The organism is Halorhodospira sp. 9621 (assembly GCF_022228055.1).
Lineage (GTDB): Bacteria > Pseudomonadota > Gammaproteobacteria > Nitrococcales > Halorhodospiraceae > Halorhodospira > Halorhodospira halophila_A.
Window position 1 is genome coordinate 1 of sequence record NZ_JAJNRD010000033.1, and the last position, 22,805, is coordinate 22,805.

Sequence of the window (22,805 nt, forward strand, 5' to 3'; positions counted from 1 at the left end):
CCGCCGGGCGGCAGCGCCGCCCGGGGCCCCGGGAATTCGTGTTTCGCAACCGAGGATCACCGCATGAGTAGAGTCTTCAACTTCAGCGCCGGTCCGGCCATGCTCCCCGAGGCGGTGATGCGCCAGGCCGCCGACGAGATGCTCGACTGGCACGGCACCGGCATGTCGGTCATGGAGATGAGCCACCGTGGCAAGGCGTACGTCTCCATCGCCGAGAAGGCCGAGGCCGACCTGCGGGAACTGCTGCAGATCCCGGACAACTATAAGGTGCTCTTTCTCCAGGGCGGTGCTACTGGCCAGTTCTCGGCCATTCCGATGAACCTGCTCCGTGGCGGGCAGCGCGCCGACTACATCTACACCGGGCAGTGGTCCAAGAAGGCCATCGCCGAGGCGAAGAAGTTCTGCGACGTTAACGTCGCCGCCTCCGGCGAGCCGGACATGATGCACATCCCGCCGCAGTCGCAGTGGCAGCTTTCCGACGACGCCGCCTACGTCCACTTCACCCCCAACGAGACGATCAGCGGCGTGGAGTTCCACTGGCTGCCGGACGTCGGGGACAAGCCGCTGGTCGCCGACATGTCCTCGACGCTGCTGTCGCGGCCCATCGACGTCAGCCGCTACGGCCTGATCTACGCCGGGGCGCAGAAGAACATCGGCCCGGCCGGCGTGACCCTGGTCATCGTCCGCGAGGACCTGATCGGCCAGGCGATGCCGCAGACCCCCACGGTCTGGGACTACAAGCAGCAGGTCGACGCCGACTCCATGCTCAATACGCCGGCCACCTATCCGCTCTACATTGCCGGGCTGGTCTTCCAGTGGCTCAAGGAGCTCGGCGGGCTCGAGGCGATGGCCGAGATCAACCACCGCAAGGCGCAGAAGCTCTACGACGCCATCGACGGTTCCGGCTTTTACAGCAACCCGGTGGACCCGCAGGCGCGCTCGTGGATGAACGTACCCTTCGTGCTCGCCGACGACAGCCTCGACAAGACCTTCCTCGAGGAGGCCGAGGCGGCCGGTCTGACCACCCTCAAGGGGCACCGCTCGGTGGGTGGCATGCGGGCCTCGATCTACAACGCCATGCCCGAAGCCGGTGTCGACCGGCTGATCGAGTTCATGGCCGACTTCGAGAGGCGAAACGGGTGAATCCCATGTACCGCATCCTCACGCTGAACAACATCTCGGTGAAGGGCCTGGACCGGCTGCCCCGCGAGCGTTTCGAGACCTCCTCGGACATCGCGCACCCGGACGCCATCCTGGTCCGTTCCGCCGACCTGCACGGCCAGGAGGTTCCCGATTCCGTGGTGGCCATCGGCCGCGCCGGGGCGGGCGTCAACAACATCCCGGTCGGGGACATGACCGAGCGCGGCGTGCCGGTGTTCAATGCCCCGGGTGCCAACGCCAACGCGGTTAAGGAGCTGGTCATCGCCGGGTTGTTCCTGGCCGCGCGCAACATCTGTCCGGCCTGGGAGTATGCCCGGGGCCTGCAGGGCAGCGACGCCGAGCTGCATGAGGCCATGGAGGCCAACAAGAAGCGCTTCGTCGGCTTTGAGCTGCCCGGGCGCACCCTGGGCGTGGTTGGCCTCGGCGCCATCGGCGTCCAGGTGGCCAATACCGCCCGGGCCCTGGGCATGAAGGTCGTCGGTTTCGACCCGCAGATCACCGTGGATGCCGCCTGGGCCCTGGACTCCGGGGTCGAGGCGGCGCACAGTGTGGGCGATGTCATGGCGCGCTCGGACATGATCACCATCCACGTGCCGCTGATCGACGCCACCCGGGGGCTGATCAATGCCTCGCGCCTGGCCCAGGCCCGCCAGGGGGCTACGCTGCTCAACTTCTCGCGCGCCGAGGTGGTGGATGAGGGCGACGTGCTCGAGGCACTCAACGAGGAGCGTCTGCACGCCTACGTCAGCGACTTCCCCAGCAATGCCGTCAAGGACCATCCGCGGGCGGTGACGCTGCCGCACCTCGGGGCATCGACCCACGAGGCCCAGGAGAACTGCGCCATCATGGTGGCCGATCAGGTGCGCGATTACCTGGAGACCGGCAACGTGCGCAACGCGGTCAACTTCCCGGACATGAGCATGCCGCGCAGCGGCAAGGGCGACCGCCTGTGCGTGGTCAACGCCAACGTGCCGAACATGCTCGGTCAGATCTCCAGTCTGCTGGCGCAGCACGGTCTGAACATCGACGACATGTTCAACAAGGCGCAGGAACGCCTGGCCTACACCTTGGTGGACGTCGAGGGCGAGGTGCCGGAAGCGGTGGCCGAGGAACTGCGCGGCATCGAGGGGGTTCTGAAGGTCCGCGTGATCCGCTGAGGGGGAGCGATGTCCGTCGACAATGACGACCTGGTTGCGCTGCGGCAACGGATCGACGGGATCGACGACCAGATCCTCGAGCTGGTCAGCGAGCGGGCTCGCCTGGCTGAGGAGGTGGCCCGCGCCAAGGCCCGCCGCGGTGAAGCGCTCAAGGTCTACCGGCCTGAGCGGGAGGCGGAGATCCTGCGGCGGCTCGTCGAGCGCAACCGGGGGCCGCTGACCCGTGAGCAGGTCACGGTCCTCTTCCGCGAGGTCATGTCCGCGTGCCGGGCGCTGCAGCAGCCGCTGACCGTCGCCTTCCTCGGCCCGCAGGGCACCTTCACCGAAGAGGCGGCCAGCAAGCACTTCGGCCACGATGCCGGCATGTCGCCTCAGGCCACCATCGGCGGCGTATTCCGCGAGGTGGAATCGGGGGCGGCGCACTACGGCGTGGTCCCCGTGGAGAACTCCTCCGAGGGGGTGGTTAGCCACACCCTGGACCGCTTCCTGGACTCGGAGCTGGCCATCGTTGGCGAGGTGGAGCTGCGCATCCACCACGCCCTGGCCAGCCACGCCGGTGGGCTGACCTCGGTCGAGCGGGTCTACTCGCACCAGCAGGGGCTCTCGCAGTGCCGCGCCTGGCTCGAGACCCATTTGCCGCAGGCCGAGCGCCATCCGGTCTCCAGCACCGCCGAGGCGGCCCGGCTGGCGGCCCTGGAGCCCAACGCCGCGGCCATCGCCAGCGAGGCGGCGGCGGAGCGCTACGGCGTGCCGCTGCTCCAGGAGCGCATCGAGGACTACCACGGCAACACCACCCGCTTTCTGGTTCTCGGCTACCAGTCCCCGCCGCCGAGTGGTCACGACAAGACCTCGCTGGTGGTCTCCAGCGCCAACCGCTCCGGGCTGCTCTTCCAGCTCCTTGAGCCGCTGGCGCGCAACGGCATCGACATGACCCGGATCGAGTCGCGTCCGGCGCGCCAGCAGGGGGTGTGGGAGTACGTGTTCTTCATCGACATCCTCGGGCACGCCGAGGACGAGCACCTGCGCGGCCCCCTGGAGGAGATGCGCCAGCGTGCCAGCCTCTTCCGTGTTCTCGGCTCCTATCCAAGGGCGATCTGATCCATGGCTGCATCCGAATCCGCATTTCTCGATCTGGCCAATCCGGGTGTACGCGGGCTTGCCCCGTATGAACCCGGCAAGCCCATCGAAGAGCTGCGCCGCGACTACGGTGTCGAGGAGGTGATCAAGCTCGCCTCCAACGAGAACCCGCTGGGGCCCTCGCCGCGGGCGGCGGAGGCCGCCACCGCCGCGGTCCAGGCCGGTCACCGCTACCCGGACGGCAACGGCTTCGAACTCCGGCACGCCATCGGCGAGCGCCACGGGGTGGATCCGGGGCGGGTGACGCTGGGCAACGGCTCCAACGATGTCCTCGCCCTCGTGGCGCAGACCTTTCTCGGCCCTGGACGCCGCGCAGTCTTCTCGGCCCACGCCTTCGCCGTCTACCCGATCGTGACCCAGGCGGCGGGGGCCGAGGCCCGGGTGGTACCGGCGTTACCCGCCGGGCACCCGGAGCAGCCCCGCGGCCACGACCTGGAGGCGATGGCCGCCGCCACGGACGAATCGGTCCAGGTGGTCTTCGTCGCCAACCCCAATAACCCGACCGGCACCTGGGTCGGGGGCGAGGCGCTGCGCCGGTTTCTCGACGCCGTGCCGGCGACGACCCTGGCGGTGGTCGACGAGGCGTACTTCGAGTACGCGGTGGAGGAGGCGGACTACCCCGATGCCAGTCGTTGGCTCGACGATTACCCGAATCTCATCGTCACCCGCAGCTTCTCGAAGGTCCACGGCCTCGGCGGCCTGCGGGCCGGCTACGCCCTGTCGCATCCGGCGGTTGCCGAGCTGATGAACCGCGTGCGCCAGCCGTTCAACTGCTCGGGCCCGGCCCAGGCGGCGGCGGTCGCGTCGCTGGCCGACTGCGAGTACCTGGAGCGTTCGGTGGCGCTCAACACCGAGCAGCGCGCGGTACTGCGCCGCGGCCTGGAGGAGTTGGGCTTCGCCCCGCTGCCGTCCGCCGGCAACTTCCTGACCTTCGACGCAGGGGATCGGGCGGCGGAGCTCAACGAGGGGCTGCTGCGCAGCGGGGTTATCGTCCGCCCGGTGGACGCCTACGACCTGCCCGGGCACCTGCGTGTGAGCGTGGGCACGCCGGTGGAGAACCGCACCTTCCTGGCCGCGCTCTCCCGGCAGTTGCACGGAGGTACGGCGTGATCCGGCGCCTGGCGATCATCGGCGTGGGCCTGATCGGTGGATCGCTGGCCCTGTCCCTGCGCCGCCATGCGGCGGTGGAGGAGGTGGTCGGCTGCGGGCGCAGCGCCGCCAACCTGGAGCGTGCCCGGTCGTTGGGGGTGATCGACCGCGGTTGCCACGATCCGGCCGAGGCGGTTCGAGGCGCCGGTCTGGTGGTGATCTGCGTGCCGCTGCGTGCCATGCGCGGGGTTCTGGCCGCCCTCGAGGGGGCGGTGGAGCCCGGTACCGTGGTGACCGACGCCGGGAGCGTCAAGGGCTCGGTGATCGAGGACGCCCGTGCCGTCTACGGGACGCCGCCGGCGTGGCTGGTGCCCGGCCACCCGATCGCCGGCACCGAGAACAGCGGCGTGGAGGCCGCCTTCGCCGAACTCTACGATCGCCGTCGGGTCATCCTGACCCCCACGGCGGAGAACCCCGAGGAGGCGGTCGAGCGCGTCGCGGCCATGTGGCGGGCGGCCGGTGCCCAAGTCGTGCGCATGGAGGCCGATCACCACGATGAGGTCCTGGCGGCCACCTCCCATCTGCCGCACGCGCTCGCCTATGCGCTGGTGGATGCCCTGGCCGGCTGGGATGACCGGCAGGAGATCTTTGAGTACGCCGCCGGTGGTTTCCGCGACTTCACCCGCATCGCCTCGTCGGATCCGGCCATGTGGCGGGATATCTGCACCGCCAACCGGGCGCATGTGGTCGCGGCACTGCGCCGCTACCAGGAGGATCTGGGGCGGCTGACCGACGCGCTGGCCGCCGGTGACGACGATCGGGTCCTGCGTGTGTTCGAGAATGCCCAGGAGGCCCGCGCCGGCTTCCTGCGCTTGCTGGAGGGGCGCTCGTGAGCGCGATGCAAAACGAGAACTGGCGGGTCGCCCCGGGCGGGGCGATCCGCGGCGAGGCCCGGGTCCCCGGGGACAAGTCGATCTCCCACCGGGCGGTGATGCTCGGCGCCCTGGCCGATGGCACCACGCAGGTCACCGGTCTGCTCGAGGGGGCCGACGTCCTGGCCACCATCGAGGTCTTCCGCGGCCTCGGCGTGGCCATCGACGGTCCGGAGCACGGCGCGGTGACGGTCCACGGGGTGGGCTGGGAAGGGCTGCGTCCGCCGGCCTCCGAGCTGGACGTGGGCAACTCCGGCACCTCCATGCGCCTGCTCGCCGGACTGCTGGCCGGGCTGCCGTTCGACACCGTGCTCACCGGCGATGCCTCGCTCAACCGTCGCCCGATGCGCCGGGTCACCGAGCCCCTGGCGGAGATGGGCGCGCGGATCACCACCAGCGAGGCCGGCACCGCTCCGCTGCGCATCCACGGAGGCAGCCCGCTGACCGGCATCGATTACACGCTGCCGGTGGCCAGCGCCCAGGTGAAATCGGCGCTGCTGCTCGCCGGCATGCGCGCTGCCGGCCACACCTGCGTCACTGAGCCGGCCCCCACCCGCGATCACACCGAGCGCATGCTCCAGGGGTTCGGTTACCCGGTCTCCCGCGATCTGGCCACGGTCTGCCTGGAGGGCGGGCGGCGTCTGTACGGGACCCGCGTCGACGTCCCGGCGGACATCTCCTCGGCCGCCTTCCTGCTGGTCGCGGCGAGCATTGCCCCGGGCTCGGACCTGACCCTGCGCCATGTCGGCTGGAACCCCACCCGCACCGGCGTGGTGGAGATCCTCCGGCGCATGGGCGCCGATATCGAGGTGCTGGGTACCGACGAGGTCGGTGGCGAGCCGGTGGCGGACCTGCGGGTGCGTTCCGCCGGGCTGCGTGGCATCGCCATCCCCGAGGAGCTGGTGCCACTGGCCATCGACGAGTTCCCGGCGCTGTTCATCGCGGCCGCCTGCGCCGAGGGCGAGACGCTGCTCACCGGCGCCGCCGAGCTGCGCGTTAAGGAGTCCGACCGCATCGCGGTGATGGCCGAGGGCCTGCAGGCGCTGGGGGTGACGGTCGAGCCTCGCGAGGATGGGGCCCGCATCGTCGGCCGGCCGGTGCTCGACGGTGGGCAGGTGCACAGTCATACCGACCACCGCATCGCCATGGCCTTCGCCATCGCCGCCCTGCGTGCCGAGGCCCCGGTGGCGATCGAGTCCTGCGAGAACGTGCGCACCTCCTTCCCCGGTTTTGTGGAACTGCTGCGCCGGCTGGGGATGGGGGTGGAGGTCGACGCCGGGCCCGCCCATACCCCCTGAACCCTAACCGTCGAAACCTGAAACTTCATGACCCAGACCAATCCCCCTCCCGTACTTGCCATCGACGGCCCCAGCGGGGCCGGAAAGGGCACCGTGGCCAAGGCCGTGGTGCTTGCCCTCGGCTGGCATTTCCTGGACAGCGGTGCGCTCTACCGCCTGACCGGGCTCTACTGCCAGCGCCAGGGTGTGGCCGCCGACGATGCGCCGCGGGCCGCCGAGCTGGCGGCCGTGCTGCCGGCGGAGTTTCGGGTCGCCGACGGGGCGGAGCGGATCCTCCTCGACGGCGACGACGTCTCGGCCGAGCTGCGCACCGAGACCACCGGGGCCCTGGCCTCGCAGGTGGCGGCTCTGCAGGCGGTGCGTGACGCCCTCCTGCAGCGTCAGCGCGACTTCCGCCGCCCCCCGGGGCTGGTGGCCGACGGCCGCGATATGGGCACCGTGGTCTTCCCCGACGCGCCGGTGAAGGTCTTTCTCACCGCCAGCGCCGAGGAGCGCGCGCGGCGGCGCTATAACCAGTTGAAGGAGCAGGGGGCCGATGTTAGCCTTGCGAGCCTGTCGGAAGAGATAGCCGAGCGAGACCGACGCGACGCCTCCCGTACCACGGCGCCACTGAAGCCCGCCCCGGACGCCGAATACCTCGATACCACTGGCCTGGCCATCGAAACGGTGATCGAACGGGTACTGGCGCAAGTGCGGGGACGGCTGGGATAATCGGCACAAGCGCGTCGCCGCCGCCCCCCGCGGGGTGGCAGGCGGCCGTAAATCGTATTAAAGGAAGGGCCGGCGGCCGTGGCCGCCGAAATCCACCACCAACAACTGACCGTGACACGGTCCTGGATCGACTGAGCGATGACCGAAAGCTTTGCGGAACTCTTTGAGGAGAGCCTTGCGAACACCGATATGCGGCCTGGCGCCATTGTTACGGCGAAGGTCGTGGGGATCGACAACGAGGACGTGATCGTCAACGCCGGCCTCAAGTCCGAGGCGGTGATCCCTGTCTCGCAGTTCTATGACGAGGCCGGGAACCTGGAGGTGAACGTCGGCGACGAGGTCGAGGTGGCCCTCGACACCGTCGAGGACGGCTTCGGCGAAACGCGGCTCTCCCGCGAGCGGGCCAAGCGCGCCTACGCCTGGCGTGCCCTCGAGAAGGCCTACGAGAACAGCGAGACCGTGTCCGGTCAGATCAGCGGCAAGGTCAAGGGCGGTTTCACCGTCGATCTGGGCCACATCCGCGCCTTCCTGCCCGGCTCCCTGGTGGACATCCGCCCCGTGCGCGACACCACCTATCTGGAAGGCAAGGACCTCGAGTTCAAGGTCATCAAGCTCGATGCCCGTCGCAACAACGTGGTGGTCTCCCGCCGCGCGGTGGTCGAGGAGGAGTACAGCGCCGAGCGCGAGGCCCTGCTCGAGAAGCTCCAGGAGGGCGAGACCCTCAAGGGCATCGTCAAGAACCTGACCGACTACGGCGCCTTCGTCGACCTCGGCGGCATCGACGGCCTGCTGCACATCACCGACATGGCCTGGCGCCGGGTCAAGAACCCCTCGGAGGTGGTCGAGGTCGGCCAGGAGATCGAGGTCAAGGTGCTCAAGTTCGACCGCGAGCGCAACCGCGTCTCGCTCGGCCTCAAGCAGCTCGGCGCTGACCCGTGGGAGGCCATCGCGCAGCGCTACCCGGAGGGGGCGCGCGTGCCGGGCAAGGTCACCAACATCACCGAGTACGGCTGCTTCGTCGAGATCGAGGAGGGCGTCGAGGGCCTGGTCCACGTCTCCGAGATGGACTGGACCAACAAGAACGTCAATCCGGCGAAGCTGGTTGCGGTCGGCGACGACGTCGAGGTGATGATCCTCGACATCGACGAGGAGCGCCGCCGCATCTCGCTGGGTATGAAGCAGTGTCAGCCGAACCCGTGGGATGAGTTCGCCGCCAAATACGCCAAGGGCGATCGCGTCGTCGGTCAGATCAAGTCGATCACCGATTTCGGCATCTTCGTCGGCCTGGAGGGCGGCATCGACGGCCTGGTTCACCTCTCCGACCTGTCCTGGGACGAGGCCGGCGAGGAGGCGGTGCGCAACTACCGCAAGGGCGAGGAGGTCGAGACCGTCGTCCTGTCGATCGACCCCGAGCGTGAGCGCATCTCGCTGGGCATCAAGCAGCTGGAGCAGGATCCGCTGAGCCAGTGGCTGGCCGACCACCAGAAGGGCGCCACGGTCAAGGCCAAGATCCTCTCCGTCGAGGCCAAGGGCGCGACCCTGGACGTCGGCGGCGGTGTCGAGGGCTACATCCGCGCCTCGGACCTGGCCAAGGAGCGCGTCGAGGACGCCCGCTCGGTCCTTGAGGAGGGGCAGGAGCTCGAGGCCAAGTTCGTCGGCGTCGATCGTCGCAACCGCACGGTCAACCTCTCCCTGCGTGCCCAGGAGGCCGAGGAGGAGCAGGTGGCGGTGCAGGAGCACGCCCGCCCGGGGCCGAGTGCCGGCACCACGCAGCTCGGCGATCTGCTCAAGGAGCAGATGAAGGGCAACCAGGACAACTGAGTCCGGTGACCCCGGGGGGCCGTGCGCCCCCCGGTCCCGCCGATCCGAGCCAGCAAGCAGAGACCCCCGACCCATGACGAAGTCCGAGCTCATTGAGGCCATTGCGTCCAAGCAGCCGCATCTGGCTCACAAGGACGTTGAAGACGCGGTCAAGAAGATGCTCGAGCACATGAGCGAGACCCTGGCCAACGGCGAGCGGATCGAGATCCGCGGCTTCGGGAGCTTTTCCCTCCACCACCGCCCAGCGCGGATGGGCCGCAACCCCAAGACCGGAGAACCCGTGGCGCTGCCAGCCAAGTACGTGCCACACTTCAAGCCGGGTAAGGAGCTGCGGGAGCGCGTAAACAGCAGCCGCCACCAGGCGCCGCTGCGCTCGCAGTGAATCGTTTCCAGCCATAGAGGGTGAGAGCCGGCCCATGCGACGCATATTCGCCATCATCGGTATCCTTCTGATCATTCTTATCGGGCTTGCCTTCTCCGTGCTGAATGCGGATCCGGTCGCTGTGGATGTCTTCTTCGCGGAGTTCCAGGTGGCGCTGTCCGTGGCCCTGGTGATCACGCTCATCGTCGGCGCCGCCCTCGGCGCCCTGACCAGCATCGGCGCCGTCTGGCGCCGTCGCCGCGAAGTCTCCCGGCTCCGGCGGCAGCTCGGCTACGCCGAGCGGCAGCTGCAGGCCATGCGCCGCGTGCCGCTGGGAGACAGTGACTGACCCCGATGCACGAGCTGCTGTGGCTACTGCTGCCAGTAGCCGCCCTTTCCGGATGGTGGATCGGCCGGCGCGGCGGAGGTGACGAGCACCACGATTCCTACTCCCCTCCGATCTCGGATGCTTACTTCCAGGGCCTCAACTACCTGCTCAACGAGGAGCGAGACAAGGCGCTGGAGGTGTTCACCCGCATGGTCGAGGTCGACAGCGATACCGCTGAGACCCACCTGGCGCTGGGCAGCGTCTTCCGTCGGCGGGGCGAGGTCGACCGGGCCATCCGCATCCACCAGAACCTCATTGCCCGTCCGTCGCTGACCCGACGCCAGCGCACCTACGCGTTGCTCGCGCTGGGCGAGGACTACATGAAGGCAGGGGTCTTCGACCGGGCCGAGAAGCTCTTCCAGGAGGTGGTGGAGCAGGACGCCCACGTCGATCAGGCCCTGCGCCGGCTGCTGACCATCTACGAGCACGAGCGCGAATGGGACCGCGCCATCGAGACCGCCGAGCACCTGGAGCGGGTGGGCGAGGGCGACTATCGGGTCCGGATCGGCCAGTTGCGCTGCGAGCAGGCCGCCCACGCCCTGAGCCGGGGGTACACCGAGCACGCCCGCAAGGCGCTACGCCGGGCGCTGAGTGCCGACCCGGACTGTGCCCGGGCGAACATGCTCCTCGGTGACCTGGAGCGCGAGCTGGGACGCTACAAGGCCGCGGTCAAGGCGTATGAGGCGGTGGGTACGCAGGATCCGGCGCTGCTGCCCGAGATCCTCGACGGCCTGGCCGCCGCCTACCGCGGGCTGGGGCGCCCGGGGCAGATGGAGACCTTCCTGCGGGATACGGTCACGCGCATGCCGGACGGCCGCCTGATGGTCCGCCTGGCCGAGGTCATCCGTGAGCGCCGCGGCACGCAGGCGGCGATCCGCGAGCTGACGCTGATGCTGCGCCGGCAGCCCTCGCTGGACGGCATCCGCCGCCTGGTGGCGCTGACCCACTCGGTGGGTGAGCCCATCGACCCGCGCGAGATGCAGATCCTGCTCGATCTCTTCGAGAAGCTGGAGGCCGGTCGCGCCCTCTACCGCTGCCGGCGCTGCGGTTTCTCGGGGCGGACCCTGTTCTGGCAGTGCCCCGGCTGCCAGAGCTGGGCGAGCATTCGACCGCAGAACGAGACGGAGGGCGGATGAACGTACCTGCCGGGCCGCGACTGATCGTGGCGTTGGACTTCCCCGCGGCGGCCCCGGCCGAGGCCCTGGCCGCGCAGCTCGATCCGCGGCTGTGTCGGCTGAAGGTGGGTAAGGAGCTGTTCACCCGCGCCGGACCGCAGCTGGTGGAGCGACTCCAGGGGCGGGGGTTCGAGGTCTTCCTCGACCTCAAGTACCACGATATCCCCAATACCGTGGCCGGTGCCTGCCGCGCGGCGGCGGAACTCGGCGTCTGGATGGTCAACGTCCACGCCCTCGGCGGACGGCGGATGCTCGAGGCCGCCGGCGAGGCGGTGGCGGCTGCCGACGGGCAGACCCTGCTCACGGCGGTCACCGTGCTGACCAGCCACGACGCCGCCACCCTCGAGGAGATCGGCCTGGCCGGGCCGCCGCGTGAGGCGGTTCTGCGGCTGGCCGGGCTGGCCCGTTCCAGCGGGCTCGATGGCGTGGTCTGCTCGCCGGAGGAGGCCGCAGCCATCGGTGAGCGCTTCGGCGGTGGCCTGCTTCGGGTCACCCCCGGCGTGCGTCCGGCCGGGGCGGCGGTCGGGGATCAGCAGCGCATCGCCACCCCGGCTGCGGCGGTGGCCGCCGGATGTGATTACCTGGTCGTCGGCCGCCCGATCACCGCCGCCGACGATCCTGCCGCCGCCGCCGCCGGGATCGGCGCCGAGATTGCCGCCGCCGGGTGAACGCCGGCGCCGTCCCCGATTGGCCCGGCCGGGGTGGGCTGCTACATTAATACCGACGCCGTCGCAAGACGGTGTCGTCCGTCGCCAGGGAGTGGCGACTTACAGGCACAAGCATCAAGGAGGATCCGACATGCCTGAGCAACTCAGCGGCGCTATCCGCGCGTCCATCCCCGCGACCCTCACCGCACTCACGCTCACCGCCGGGGCTGTCCAGGCCGCCGGGGGCGTGGACATCAATGAAGCCGGTGCCGAAGAACTCGCCGCCGGGCTGACCGGCGTCGGCGAAGTGCGGGCGGCCGAGATCGTCGAGGAGCGCGAGGCCAACGGTCCCTTCCGGGATGCCGACGACCTCATTCGCGTCAGCGGCGTGGGCCCGGCGACCGTGGAGGACAACCGGGAACGGATCCGGGTGGAGGACGCCAACTAGGGCGGTGAAGGCGGGGGCGGCGGGGCCGCCCCCGCCACCGGCGATCACTCCATGTGCAGGCCGCCGTTGATGTCGAGGTTGGCGCCGGTGATGAAGCCGGCGTCCTCCGAGGCGAGATACTCGATCAGCGAGGCCACCTCGTCGGGCTCGCCGAGCCGCTGCACCGGGATGGTCTCGATGATCTGCTGACGTACCTCCTCCTTCATGGACATGACCATGTCGGTGGCCAGATAGCCCGGCGAGACGGTGTTCACCGTCACGCCCTTGCGTGCCAGCTCCCGGGCCAGGGACATGGTGAAGCCGTGCATGCCGGCCTTGGTCGCAGCGTAGTTGCACTGCCCGAACTGCCCCTTGCGGCCATTGACCGAGGCAACATTGATGACGCGGCCCCAGCCGCGGTCGGCCATGTCGTCGGCGAACTGCTTGGTGACGTTGAAGACGCTGTCCAGGTTGGTGCGCATCACCGCGTCCCAGTTCTCCCGGGTCATCTTCTTGAAGCTGCCGTCCTTGGTGATGCCGGCGTTGTTGACCAGGATGTCGACCGGGCCGGCGCGTTCACGCACCGCCTCGGCCATGGCGGCACAGGAGTCCCAGTCGGCTACGTCGCACTGGACCGCGTGCACCGGCGTCGTCACGCCGCGCTGCTGGAGCCGCTCCCGCCACTTGTCGACTCGGCCGTTGTCCGAGGTGTAGGTGGTCACCACGGTGTGTCCGCTGCGGCCCAGGCGCTCGCACACCGCCGCGCCGAGACCGCCGAGCCCGCCGGTTACCAGTGCCGTCTTCTGGCTCATAAGGTTCTCCCCCTTCGATGCCGTTCCTTGTCCGTGGTCGTGCCGCCTTGGCAGGAGCGGCTGCCTGCGGCTTTTTCCCCAGAATAGGGGCTATGCATCCTTTTGCAAATGACGCAGCGCAGCGTGGCGGTGGGTTATGCTGCGGGATGGAAACGCTCCTGCGAATCCTTTTTTGGGGAGGTGGAATGACAAAGACGGAGGGGCCCGCGCCGGAAAGCGGGCGGATCTACGACGACTTCGTGGCCACCATCGGCCGCACGCCCCTGGTGCGCCTGCCGCGGCTCGGCGCCGAGGCGGGGCTCGCCGCCGAGCTGCTGGCCAAGCTCGAGATGTTCAACCCGCTCAGCTCGGTCAAGGACCGCATCGCCCTGGCCATGATCGAGGCGGCGGAGGCGCAGGGGCGGATCACGCCGGGGCATTCAACGCTGGTCGAGCCCACCTCGGGGAACACCGGCATCGGTCTGGCCTTCATCGCCGCGGCCCGGGGTTATCGGCTGATCCTGACCATGCCGGCGAACATGTCCACCGAGCGCAGCAAGCTCTTCGCCTTCTACGGCGCCCGGGTCGAACTGACCGACCCGGCGGCGGGCATGCGCGGCGCCATCGACCGGGCCGATGCACTGCTCGAGGAGATCCCCGACAGCTTCCAGCCGGCTCAGTTCAGCAATCCGGCCAATCCCCGCGCCCATCGCTGTGGTACCGCCGAGGAGATCTGGCGGGACACCGGTGGCGCTGTGGACGGGCTGATCGCCGGGGTGGGGACCGGCGGTACGCTGACCGGGGTCGCCGGTCTGCTCAAGGAGCGTCGGCCGGGGTTCCGCGCCTACGCTGTGGAACCGGCCGGCTCGCCGGTGCTCTCCGGCGGGGCACCCGGCCCTCACGGTCTGCAGGGCATTGGTGCCGGCTTCCTGCCGGAGACCCTGGATGCCGCGCTGGTGGATGAGACCCTGCAGGTGGAGGACGCTGAGGCGCTGGCCATGAGTCGTCGTGTGGCACGATTGGAGGGGGTTCCCTGCGGGATCTCCAGCGGCGCGGCATTGGCGGCGGCGGTGCGGGTGGCCGCGCGCCCGGAGCTGGCCGGTCAGCGTCTGGTGGTCATCCTCGCCTCTAGCGCCGAGCGCTATCTTTCGACCCCGCTGTTCGAGGGGCTGGACGACGAGGCGTAAACGGCAGGCGGTGGTGAGAGGGCAGGCGGTCCACCTGCTTGGGCGATGCGGCGGGCGAAACCCGAGAACGGCTCGCTGCGGCCGTGGGAGGCGGGGGCGCGACAACGGCGCTGACGAGCGCACCCCTTCGGCGTCCCCTGCGCTGCTCCCCCCTCGGGGCCGCGCGTAAAGCTCGCGCCGCTGCGCGGCGCTCGTACGCTACGCGCTATGCGGTGCGAACCGGCAAAGGTTCGCCCCGCATGCCCCGAGGGGGCTGCGCTGCTCGGTGCGCTCAATGCGCCTTTGTCGCGCCCCCGCCTCCCACGGCCGCAGCATCCACCGGCTCCGGGCTGTGTCGACGCTCAAGCAGGTGGGTGAACCGTCTGCCCGCCGGCTCCTCGCCGCTTACGCCTCGTCATCCTCGCCCAGGGCGAAGAGCGAGGCATTGCCCCCGGCCGCGGCCGTGTTCTCCGTGACCACCCGCTCGTTGACGAAGCGCAGTAGGTAGTTCGGACCGCCCGCCTTGAAACCGGTGCCCGACAGCCCCTCGCCGCCGAAGGGCTGCGAGCCGACCACCGCACCGACGATATCCCGGTTCACATAGGCGTTGCCGGCGCGGATCGCCCGCGTGGCCGCATCCCGATGACTGTCGACGCGGCTGTGCACACCGAACGTCAGCCCATAACCGGCGGCGTTGATCCGCTCCACCACCGACTCGAGTTCCCCCGCCCGCCAAGTGGTGTAGTGGAGCATCGGCCCAAAGAACTCCTCCTGCAGGTCCTCGATGGCGTCCAGCCGGTAGAGCGACGGGGGGACAAAATGGCCGCGGGCTCCGGCGTCGCCCAGAGGTGTTCGATGGACCACCCGGCCGGCGGCGGCCATCGCCTCATGGTGGGCCTCCAGCCGGGCCCGGGCCGAGGCATCGATGACCGGGCCGATGTCGGTGGCCAGCCAGCGCGGGTCGCCGACCCGCAGGGCGTCCATGGCACCGCGCAGCATCTCTAGAAAAGGTTCGGCGATGTCCTCCTGGAGGCAAAGCAGGCGCAGCGCCGAGCAGCGCTGACCGGTACTGAAGAACGCCGAGCGCAGGACGTCCACCACCGCCTGCTCGGGCAGGGCGCTGGAGTCCACGATCAGGGCGTTGAGGCCACCGGTCTCGGCGATCAGGGGAACGATGGGGCCGTCACGCCCGGCCAGGGTGCGGTGGATCTGCTGCGCCGTAGCCACCGAGCCGGTGAAGGCCACGCCGTCGATGCGCCGGTCGGCGACCAGCGGCGGCCCGATGCGCCCGCCCTCGCCGGGTAGCAGGTGGAGCACGTCGCCAGGGATGCCCGCCTGGTGCATCAGCGTCACCGCCCGTTGGGCGATCAGCGGCGTCTGCTCCGCCGGCTTGGCGATCACTGCGTTGCCGGCGGCCAGGGCGGCGGTGATCTGACCGGTGAAGATCGCCAGCGGCAGGTTCCAGGGGCTGATGCACAGATACGTGCCGCGGCCATGGAGTTGTAGCGTGTTGGTCTCGCCGGTTGGGCCGGGCAGCGGCGTCGGCTCAGCCATCAGTCGTCGCGCCTGGGCGGCGTAGTAACGGCAGAAGTCCACCGCCTCGCGGACCTCGGCGATGCCATCGCGCAGCGTCTTGCCGCCCTCCAGGGTGCAGAGGGTCATGAGTTCGGCGGTGTGCGCCTCGTAGAGATCGGCCAGGCGTTCCAGGGCGCGGGCGCGCTCTTCGACCGGTGTGGCGGCCCAGCGCGGCCACGCTGCGGCGGCGCCGGCCAGGGCCTGCTCCAGGTGTTCGGGGCCGGCCCACAGCACGCTGCCCACCCGCTGCCCGGTGTCGGTGGGGCTGCAGACGTCGGCCCAGGTGCCGTCGGCTTCGGGGGCGCCACGTCCGTTGATGATCGGCCGCGCCTCACGCCGGGACTCGGCAGCGGCGGTCATCGCCTCGGCCAGGGTCGCGGTCTCCTGGCGGTTGGAGAAGTCGATGCCGCGGCTGTTGGTTCGGTCCGGGCCGAAGATCCCGGCCGGCAGCGGCAGGTGGGGGTGGCGCAGGGTCGGGCGCGAGCGCAGGTGCTCCACCGGATCGGCGATCAGGGTCTCCACATCGCCCTCGTGGATCCGGTTGACGAAGGAGGAGTTGGCGCCGTTCTCGAGCAGCCGACGGACCAGGTAGGGGAGCAGGGCCTCGTGCTGGCCCACCGGCGCGTAAATACGCACCGGGACACCGCGGCCGGGGCGGGCGTCGACGAGTTGATCGTAAAGCTCGTCGGCCATGCCGTGCAGGCGCTGGAACTCGAAGGGTTGCTCTTCGGCCAGTTCCAGCACGGCGGCCACCGTGTGGGCGTTGTGGGTGGCGAACTGGGGGTAGATCTGTTCGGGGTAGCGCAGCATGCGCCGGGCGCAGGCCAGGAAGCAGACGTCGCTGGCCGCCTTGCGCGTGAAGACGGGGTAGTCGTCGAGGCCCTGGATCTGGGTGTCCTTGACCTCGGTGTCCCAGTAGGCGCCCTTGACCAGGCGGACCCGCAGCCGTCGCTGGTGGTGCCGCGCCCGTTCGGCGAGCCACTCGATCCACTCCGGCGCCCGCTTCTGGTAGGCCTGCACCGCGATCCCCAGGCCGTGCCAGTCGGCCAGTTCGGGGTCGGCCATCACCGCCTCGAGCACGTCCAGGGTCAGATCCAACCGGGCCGCTTCCTCGGCGTCCACGCACAGGGCGATGCCGGCCTCCCGGGCCCGTCGGCAGAGCGCCTGCAGCCGTGGGATGACCGTCTCCCGGACGCGTTCCTCCTGGCCGGGCTCGAAGCGCGGGTCGAGGGCCGAGAGCTTCACCGAGACCTCGGCGCGGGCGTCCATCGATGCGTTGGGGTCGGCGCTGCGGCCAAAGTGTTCGATCCCTGCGCAGTAAGCCTGGAAGAAGCGCTCGGCGTCGGCATCGGTCCGCGCCGCTTCGCCGAGCATGTCGTAGGAGTAGCGGTACCCCTTGGCTTCGAGCTTGCGGGCACGCCGCTGCGCCTCGGGGATGTCGCGGCCGAGGACAAAGGTCTCGCCGAGCAGGCCCATGGAGCGGCGCACCGCGCGGCGGATCAGTGGCGCCCCCCGGCGCGCCATGGCACCGCGCAGTTGAGCCCCGAACCAGCGTTCGGCTTCGCCGGCATCGAGGATCCGCCCGGTCAGCGCCAGGCCCAGGGTGGCGGCGTTGACCAGCAGGCGGCGGTCGCGGCCCAGGTGCGATGACCAGCCTCCGGCGCCGAGCTTGTCGTGGATCAGCCGATCGGCCGTGGGGGCGTCGGGGATGCGCAGTAACGCTTCGGCCAGGCACATGAGCGCGACCCCTTCCTCGCTGGAGAGGTCGTACTCGTGGAGCAGCGCGGTCAGCGAGGACTGGCGGCGCTGGGCACGGATCATGCCGTGGACCAGGGTGCGGGCCCGCTCCTGGATACGCGCCCGGGTCTGCGGGTCGCACTCGGCCTCCCGGATTAGGGCCTGGCTGCGGGTGGGCTCGTCGATGCGATAGGCCGCGGCCAGGGGTTGGCGCTCGACGGGCAGCAGCTGCTCGGGGTCCGGATGGACGAACGCGCTCATGGCACCTCCTCGGGCGGATCGAATCAGGGCGGACATCGCCTGCTGCGTGCAGGGCGCGTGCCAGCCCGCCCCGCGCGCAGTGCTCGGCCTGCGAGCGGGCGGCGCTTTCCCTGATTGTGGCGCCTGTCGGCCGGGTCGGCGAGGGCGGTATGCCGGCGCAGTGCCTTGCACGATCGCAGTGCCTGGTATTTCATCCCCGGTCACGCATGGTGCAATCGCCGCGCCTGCGTCCGGGGATGCCGGGCGGTGCGCAGCGGCACGGAATCTGCACCCGGTAATCGTTGACCCTGACCCGCGGCCGCCGGGCGGCGGGCGTTGCACAAGCGGAGGAGCGGGCTATGGAAGAGAACCTCACGGCAGCCACCTGGTTCTGGCTGCTGGTGCCGATGTTGCTGGTGGTGGTGCTCGCGCTGGCGAGCCTGGTGCGCCGCAAGCTGCGGGAGGAGGACCAATGAACGGGGAGCTCGACCTGAACATCCCGCTGCTGGCGACCTTTGTCGTCTACTTGATCCTCATGATCCTGGTGGGGCTCTTCGCCTACCGCTTCACCAAGAGCCTGGCCGACTACATCCTCGGCGGGCGGCGTCTCGGATCGGGGACTGCGGCCCTGTCCGCCGGCGCCTCGGACATGAGCGGCTGGCTGCTGCTCGGCTTGCCCGGGGCGGTCTACGCCTCGGGGATGAATCAGATCTGGATCGCGGTGGGCCTGGCCATCGGCGCCTACCTCAACTGGCAGTTCATCGCCGAGCGGCTGCGCCGCTACACCGAGGTGGCGCGGGACTCCATCACCATCCCCGCCTACTTCGAGAACCGTTTCCGGGACCGGACCTCCGCCCTGCGCGTGGTCTCCGCCCTGGTGATCCTGCTCTTTTTCACCTTCTACACCTCGGCCGGGCTGGTGGCGGCGGGCACGCTGTTCGAGGACACCTTTGGCGTGGACTACACGCTGGCCCTGGCGGTCGGCGCCTCGGTGATCCTGGTCTACACCCTGCTTGGCGGCTTCCTGGCGGTTAGTTGGACCGACTTCATCCAGGGCATCCTGATGTTCGTCGCGCTGATCCTGGTGCCGGTGATCACGGTGATGAATCTCGGCGGCTGGTCGGAGACCGCCGGGGCGGTGGCGGACTTCGAGCCCGGGGCGCTGGATGCCTTCCACGACGTGACGTTGTTCAGCATCATCTCGCTGATGGCTTGGGGGCTGGGCTACTTCGGGCAGCCCCACGTGCTGACCCGATTCATGGCCATCCGCAGCCCGAAGGACATCCCGGCGGCCCGGTTCATCGGCATCAGCTGGATGGTCTTTGCCCTGTTCGGGGCGATCTTCACCGGCTTTGCCGGTATCGCCTTCTTCGAGGGGACCGGCACCCTGGACAACCCCGAGACGGTCTTCCTGGCCCTGATCCAGGCGCTGTTCAACCCGTGGGTGGCCGGCTGCCTGCTGGCGGCGGTGCTGGCGGCGATCATGAGCACCATCGACTCGCAGCTGCTGGTCTCCTCCTCGGCCCTGTCCGAGGACTTCTACAAGCGCTTCCTGCGCCCGCGCGCCGGCGATCGCGAGCTGGTCTGGGTCGGCCGTGCCACGGTGCTCGTCATCGGACTCTTCGCAACGCTGTTGGCGTTCGATCCGGACGCCGCGGTCCTCGACCTGGTCGCCTACGCCTGGGCTGGATTCGGTGCCGCCTTCGGCCCGGTGATCATCCTCTCGGTGTTCTGGCGGGGTACCACCCGCAACGGTGCGCTGGCGGGGATCGTCGTCGGTGCGGTGACGGTGGTCGTCTGGGATCTGCTCGAGGGTGGCCTGTTCGATATGTACGAGATCCTGCCCGGCTTCATCCTCGGGACACTGGCGATCCTGGTCTTCAGCCGCATTGGTGGCCGTCCCGGCGAGGAGATCGAGCGCGAGTTCGATCGCGTCCGGGCGCGTATGGACTGACCCGTCGCACCCGCCGCCCGGGGCTCGTTGGCACCTGGGCGGCGGGGGCACGTATCCCTCGCCGCGCCAGGTATTGGGTCCGGGCGGGATCCTTGCCCTCGATGTGCGCCTGCACTTCCCCCGTGCGCCGTGTGCTGATGCAACAAGGCTGCATGCGCCCGCGCAATGACGCAGACTGTGCGCGTTTGCGCCCCGCAGGGGCGTGACCTGCCTGCAGAGGAGGAGCGCATGATCGAGATGCAGCCGATCGGGGTGATCCGCACCCCGCACACCGAACGTCGCGGTATGCCGGTCCAGCCGAGCGGTGCCGGCGACTTCACCGGCCGGGTGGAGGTCGATCCCGCCTACGCGGCCGGGCTCAAGGATCTGGACGGGTTCTCGCACATCACCCTGATCTTTCTCTTCGACCGCAGCGAGGGCTACGAGCTCGAGGTGGTCCCCTTTCTCGATGATCGCCCCCACGGTGTCTTCGCCACCCGGGCGCCCCGGCGGCCGAACCCCATCGGCCTGTCCACCGTGCGACTGGAGGCGGTGCGCGGCAACACCCTCGAGATCCGGGGGCCGGACATGCTCGACGGCACGCCGCTACTCGACATCAAGCCGTGTACGCCGGAGTTGGGTCCACAGGGCCCGGTGCGCCGCGGCTGGCTGGACGAGGCCCGGGCCCGCTTCGCCGAGGGTCGGGCGGACGAGCGCTTCCGGCCGTAGGGGGCGCGGCTGCCGCAGCCCCTGGCGGGATACGGTTGAGCGGATAAAATAAACAGGACGCATTCGCATTTGCATGAAGGAGGTAGCATGATACTCCGGTTCCGGACCCTCGCGGTATCGTGGCGCGGCGCACTGCCGGCGGCCGGTCTGGCGGGGCTGGCGGCACCGGCGGCGGTGCTTGGGGACTCGGGGGCCGAGGTCCTGCCCCAGGTGACCGTGACCGGCGATCCCCTGGGCAGCCGCACGGAGAGCGAACTCGTGCGCCCGATCTCGGTGGTGGAGGGTGAGGCGCTGGAGCGCCGTCGCGGTGGCGGGACCATCGGCGAGGTCCTCGACGGCCTGCCGGGGATCAGCAACGCGGACTTCGGGCCCGGCGTGGGCCGGCCCACGATCCGTGGCCTGCAGGGGTCCCGGGTCGAGGAGCTGCAGGACGGCATGCGCATCAGCGATGTCTCGGACGAGGGCGTCGATCACGCCGTCGGGGGGGACTCGCGGCGGGCGCAGTCGGTGGAGTTCATCCGCGGGCCGGCGACACTGATGTACGGCTCCGGGGCCGCCGGCGGGGCCGTGAACATGGTCACCAGCCGCTTTGACCCGTTTATCGGGGACCAGGTCTCCGGCCGCCTTTACGGCGCCTACACCGACAATGCCAACAAGCGCCAGGGCTACGCCGGTGTCGAGGTGCCCCTGACCGAGGGGTTCGCCCTGCGCACCGACTACAGCCTCAGTCGCAGCGACGACGCCGACATCGCCGGCTTCCAGCTTGAGGAGGGACGCGACGGCGATCACCTGATCCGCGATACGCTGGTCAACAGCGACGTCAAGGACGACAGCTGGTCGCTGACCGGGATGTGGTCGGAGGACTGGGGCTACATCGGCGTCGGCTACGACCGCTGGGAGATCGAGTACGGCGTGCCGGAGGCCTTCTTCCCGGTGCATAACACAGGCGATATCGACCTCTCCGACGAGTACGAGCGGATCTACGCCGAGCACGACCGCTTCGATCTGCGCAGTGAGTTCTACGACCCGTTCGACGGCTTCTCGGCCGCCCGTTTCAATCTCTCCTACACCGAGTTCGTCCAGGATGAGATCGAGTACGAGTACGACACGAGCACCGGACGGCTGGACAAGCGAGAGCTGGAGGCGACCTTCGAGCAGGACGAGCTCGACGCCCGGCTGGAGCTGACCCACGATCCCCTGGACGCCCTCGGCGGGCTGCGCGGGACCGTAGGCATCGATTTCCACGATGTGGACTACGTCGGCGCGGATCCCCGCGAGGGCCGGGACGACCTCATCCGGCCCAACGAGACCACCTCCACCGGGGTCTTCGTGGTCGAGGAGCTGCCCACCGGCTTCGGCGCCGTGGAGTTCGGTGCCCGGCTCAACCACGAGCGCTCACGGCCGGCGGATGTGGCGGACCAGCAAATCAAGAAGGTCGCCGAAGACGGCAGTATCAACGGGGTCGACGTGCCCGAGCGCAACTTCCAGGAGGAACTCGGCAGCCGCACCTTCACTACCGGCAGCGCCTCCGCCGGTGCCCGCTTCGAGCTCGACGACGCCCACCGCCTGCGCACCTCGGTGACCTACGCCGAGCGCGCCCCCTCGGCCGAGCAGCTCTACGCCTTCGGCCGCCACGGCGCCGCCGGCACCTGGGAGGTGGGGGATCCGGATCTCGGCGAGGAGCAGTACCTCAACCTGGACATCGCCCTGGAGCGCCACCAGGGGGCGGTCCGCTACGACGCCGCGGTCTTCTACAACCGGGTGGATGACTACATCTACTTCCAGAGCTTCGACGACAACGGCGAGCCCCTGCGCGTTGGGGCGGATGACGATGAAGTTGTGCAAGAGGACGGCGGCGATCAGCTGGTCTACAACACCGCCGCCGACGTCCACCTCTACGGCCTGGAGTTCGAGGCGGAGCACGATCTCACCGTGGCCGACTGGCCGGTGACCGCCCGGGCCAGCGGCGACTACCTGCGCGGGCGTTTCCGCGACGGCGGGAGCCTGCCGCGGATGACGGCGCCGCGGCTGGGGATCGGCGTGGACACCGCCTGGCGGACTCTGGACTTCGCCGTGGACTGGCGACACGTTTTCCGGCAGACGGATACCGGCCCGGCGGAGACCGAGACCGGCAGCTACAACCTGGTCGGCTTCGATATCGGCTGGGAACCGCAGGATGTCGAGGAGCTGCGCGTGTTCTTCCGCGGCCGGAACCTCCTCGACGAGGACGGCCGACGCCACGAGAGCTTCTTCAAGAGCTCGGCGCCGATCCTCGGCCGCAACTACACCCTGGGGGCGAGCTACAACTTCTAGCCGGTGGCGTGGCGGGG

General features: G+C 69.7%; 19 protein-coding genes. 17 read left to right on the forward strand and 2 right to left on the reverse strand.

Annotated features, from left to right (window positions below):
• The first annotated feature begins 63 nt into the window (after nucleotides 1-63).
• The 13 genes from serC (at nucleotide 64) to LRF89_RS11760 (ending at nucleotide 12,325) form a co-directional block, all read left to right on the forward strand.
• Nucleotides 64-1,143 carry a 3-phosphoserine/phosphohydroxythreonine transaminase gene (serC, locus tag LRF89_RS11700; protein ID WP_201168667.1) on the forward strand — a complete coding sequence of 360 codons (1,080 nt, stop codon included), beginning with the start codon at nucleotides 64-66 and terminating at the stop codon, nucleotides 1,141-1,143.
• A 5-nt stretch (nucleotides 1,144-1,148) separates the two neighbouring features.
• A complete protein-coding gene (locus tag LRF89_RS11705; RefSeq protein ID WP_201168665.1) occupies nucleotides 1,149-2,318 on the forward strand; it encodes a phosphoglycerate dehydrogenase in 1,170 nt (389 codons plus the stop codon).
• A gap of 9 nt (nucleotides 2,319-2,327) precedes the next feature.
• Nucleotides 2,328-3,416, forward strand: a complete 1,089-nt coding sequence (gene pheA / locus LRF89_RS11710; protein WP_238637174.1) for a prephenate dehydratase — start codon at nucleotides 2,328-2,330, stop codon at nucleotides 3,414-3,416.
• Nucleotides 3,417-3,419: 3 nt separating this feature from the next.
• Nucleotides 3,420-4,565, forward strand: a complete 1,146-nt coding sequence (gene hisC, locus LRF89_RS11715; RefSeq protein WP_201168659.1) for a histidinol-phosphate transaminase — start codon at nucleotides 3,420-3,422, stop codon at nucleotides 4,563-4,565.
• Nucleotides 4,562-5,437, forward strand: coding sequence for a prephenate dehydrogenase (locus LRF89_RS11720; RefSeq protein ID WP_238634972.1), 876 nt, complete (start codon nucleotides 4,562-4,564; stop codon nucleotides 5,435-5,437). Before hisC ends, LRF89_RS11720 begins: the two co-directional genes overlap by 4 nt.
• Before the next feature lie 5 nt (nucleotides 5,438-5,442).
• Complete coding sequence (aroA, locus tag LRF89_RS11725) at nucleotides 5,443-6,774, forward strand: 3-phosphoshikimate 1-carboxyvinyltransferase (protein ID WP_201168720.1); 1,332 nt, start codon at nucleotides 5,443-5,445, stop codon at nucleotides 6,772-6,774.
• 27 nt (nucleotides 6,775-6,801) lie between these two features.
• Nucleotides 6,802-7,485, forward strand: a complete 684-nt coding sequence (cmk, locus tag LRF89_RS11730) for a (d)CMP kinase (protein WP_201168652.1) — start codon at nucleotides 6,802-6,804, stop codon at nucleotides 7,483-7,485.
• Nucleotides 7,486-7,623: 138 nt separating this feature from the next.
• The gene (rpsA, locus tag LRF89_RS11735) at nucleotides 7,624-9,306 is read left to right on the forward strand and encodes a 30S ribosomal protein S1 (RefSeq protein ID WP_201168650.1); all 1,683 of its coding nucleotides are present in this window, start codon (nucleotides 7,624-7,626) and stop codon (nucleotides 9,304-9,306) included.
• Between the two features lie 73 nt (nucleotides 9,307-9,379).
• Nucleotides 9,380-9,688, forward strand: coding sequence for an integration host factor subunit beta (locus LRF89_RS11740; protein WP_201168648.1), 309 nt, complete (start codon nucleotides 9,380-9,382; stop codon nucleotides 9,686-9,688).
• A 34-nt stretch (nucleotides 9,689-9,722) separates the two neighbouring features.
• Nucleotides 9,723-10,016 (forward strand): LapA family protein, encoded by a 294-nt coding sequence (locus LRF89_RS11745; RefSeq protein ID WP_201168646.1) that lies wholly within the window; start codon nucleotides 9,723-9,725, stop codon nucleotides 10,014-10,016.
• 5 nt (nucleotides 10,017-10,021) lie between these two features.
• Nucleotides 10,022-11,191, forward strand: a complete 1,170-nt coding sequence (gene lapB / locus LRF89_RS11750) for a lipopolysaccharide assembly protein LapB (protein WP_201168644.1) — start codon at nucleotides 10,022-10,024, stop codon at nucleotides 11,189-11,191.
• Nucleotides 11,188-11,898, forward strand: a complete 711-nt coding sequence (pyrF, locus tag LRF89_RS11755) for an orotidine-5'-phosphate decarboxylase (RefSeq protein ID WP_201168642.1) — start codon at nucleotides 11,188-11,190, stop codon at nucleotides 11,896-11,898. The genes lapB and pyrF overlap by 4 nt, the downstream gene beginning before the upstream one ends.
• Before the next feature lie 130 nt (nucleotides 11,899-12,028).
• A complete protein-coding gene (locus tag LRF89_RS11760) occupies nucleotides 12,029-12,325 on the forward strand; it encodes a ComEA family DNA-binding protein (protein WP_238637175.1) in 297 nt (98 codons plus the stop codon).
• A gap of 44 nt (nucleotides 12,326-12,369) precedes the next feature.
• Here LRF89_RS11760 and phbB read toward each other — a convergent pair whose 3' ends face one another.
• Entirely contained in the window at nucleotides 12,370-13,116 is a 747-nt protein-coding gene (gene phbB, locus LRF89_RS11765) for an acetoacetyl-CoA reductase (protein ID WP_238637176.1), read from the reverse strand.
• Nucleotides 13,117-13,301: 185 nt separating this feature from the next.
• On the opposite strand from phbB, the gene cysK reads away from it, so the two are divergent.
• Complete coding sequence (gene cysK / locus LRF89_RS11770) at nucleotides 13,302-14,282, forward strand: cysteine synthase A (protein WP_238637177.1); 981 nt, start codon at nucleotides 13,302-13,304, stop codon at nucleotides 14,280-14,282.
• 384 nt (nucleotides 14,283-14,666) lie between these two features.
• Here cysK and putA read toward each other — a convergent pair whose 3' ends face one another.
• On the reverse strand, nucleotides 14,667-17,834 hold the full coding sequence (putA, locus tag LRF89_RS11775; RefSeq protein WP_238637178.1) for a bifunctional proline dehydrogenase/L-glutamate gamma-semialdehyde dehydrogenase PutA: 3,168 nt from the start codon (nucleotides 17,832-17,834) through the stop codon (nucleotides 14,667-14,669).
• Between the two features lie 451 nt (nucleotides 17,835-18,285).
• Between putA and putP the strand changes: the two genes are divergently transcribed.
• The 3 genes from putP to LRF89_RS11790 all read left to right on the forward strand — a co-directional run bounded on the left by putP (nucleotide 18,286) and on the right by LRF89_RS11790 (nucleotide 22,788).
• A complete protein-coding gene (gene putP, locus LRF89_RS11780; RefSeq protein ID WP_274519787.1) occupies nucleotides 18,286-19,767 on the forward strand; it encodes a sodium/proline symporter PutP in 1,482 nt (493 codons plus the stop codon).
• 228 nt (nucleotides 19,768-19,995) lie between these two features.
• Nucleotides 19,996-20,475 (forward strand): tRNA (N6-threonylcarbamoyladenosine(37)-N6)-methyltransferase TrmO, encoded by a 480-nt coding sequence (gene tsaA, locus LRF89_RS11785; RefSeq protein ID WP_238634970.1) that lies wholly within the window; start codon nucleotides 19,996-19,998, stop codon nucleotides 20,473-20,475.
• Between the two features lie 87 nt (nucleotides 20,476-20,562).
• Nucleotides 20,563-22,788, forward strand: a complete 2,226-nt coding sequence (locus LRF89_RS11790; protein WP_238637179.1) for a TonB-dependent receptor — start codon at nucleotides 20,563-20,565, stop codon at nucleotides 22,786-22,788.
• Nucleotides 22,789-22,805: the final 17 nt, after the last annotated feature.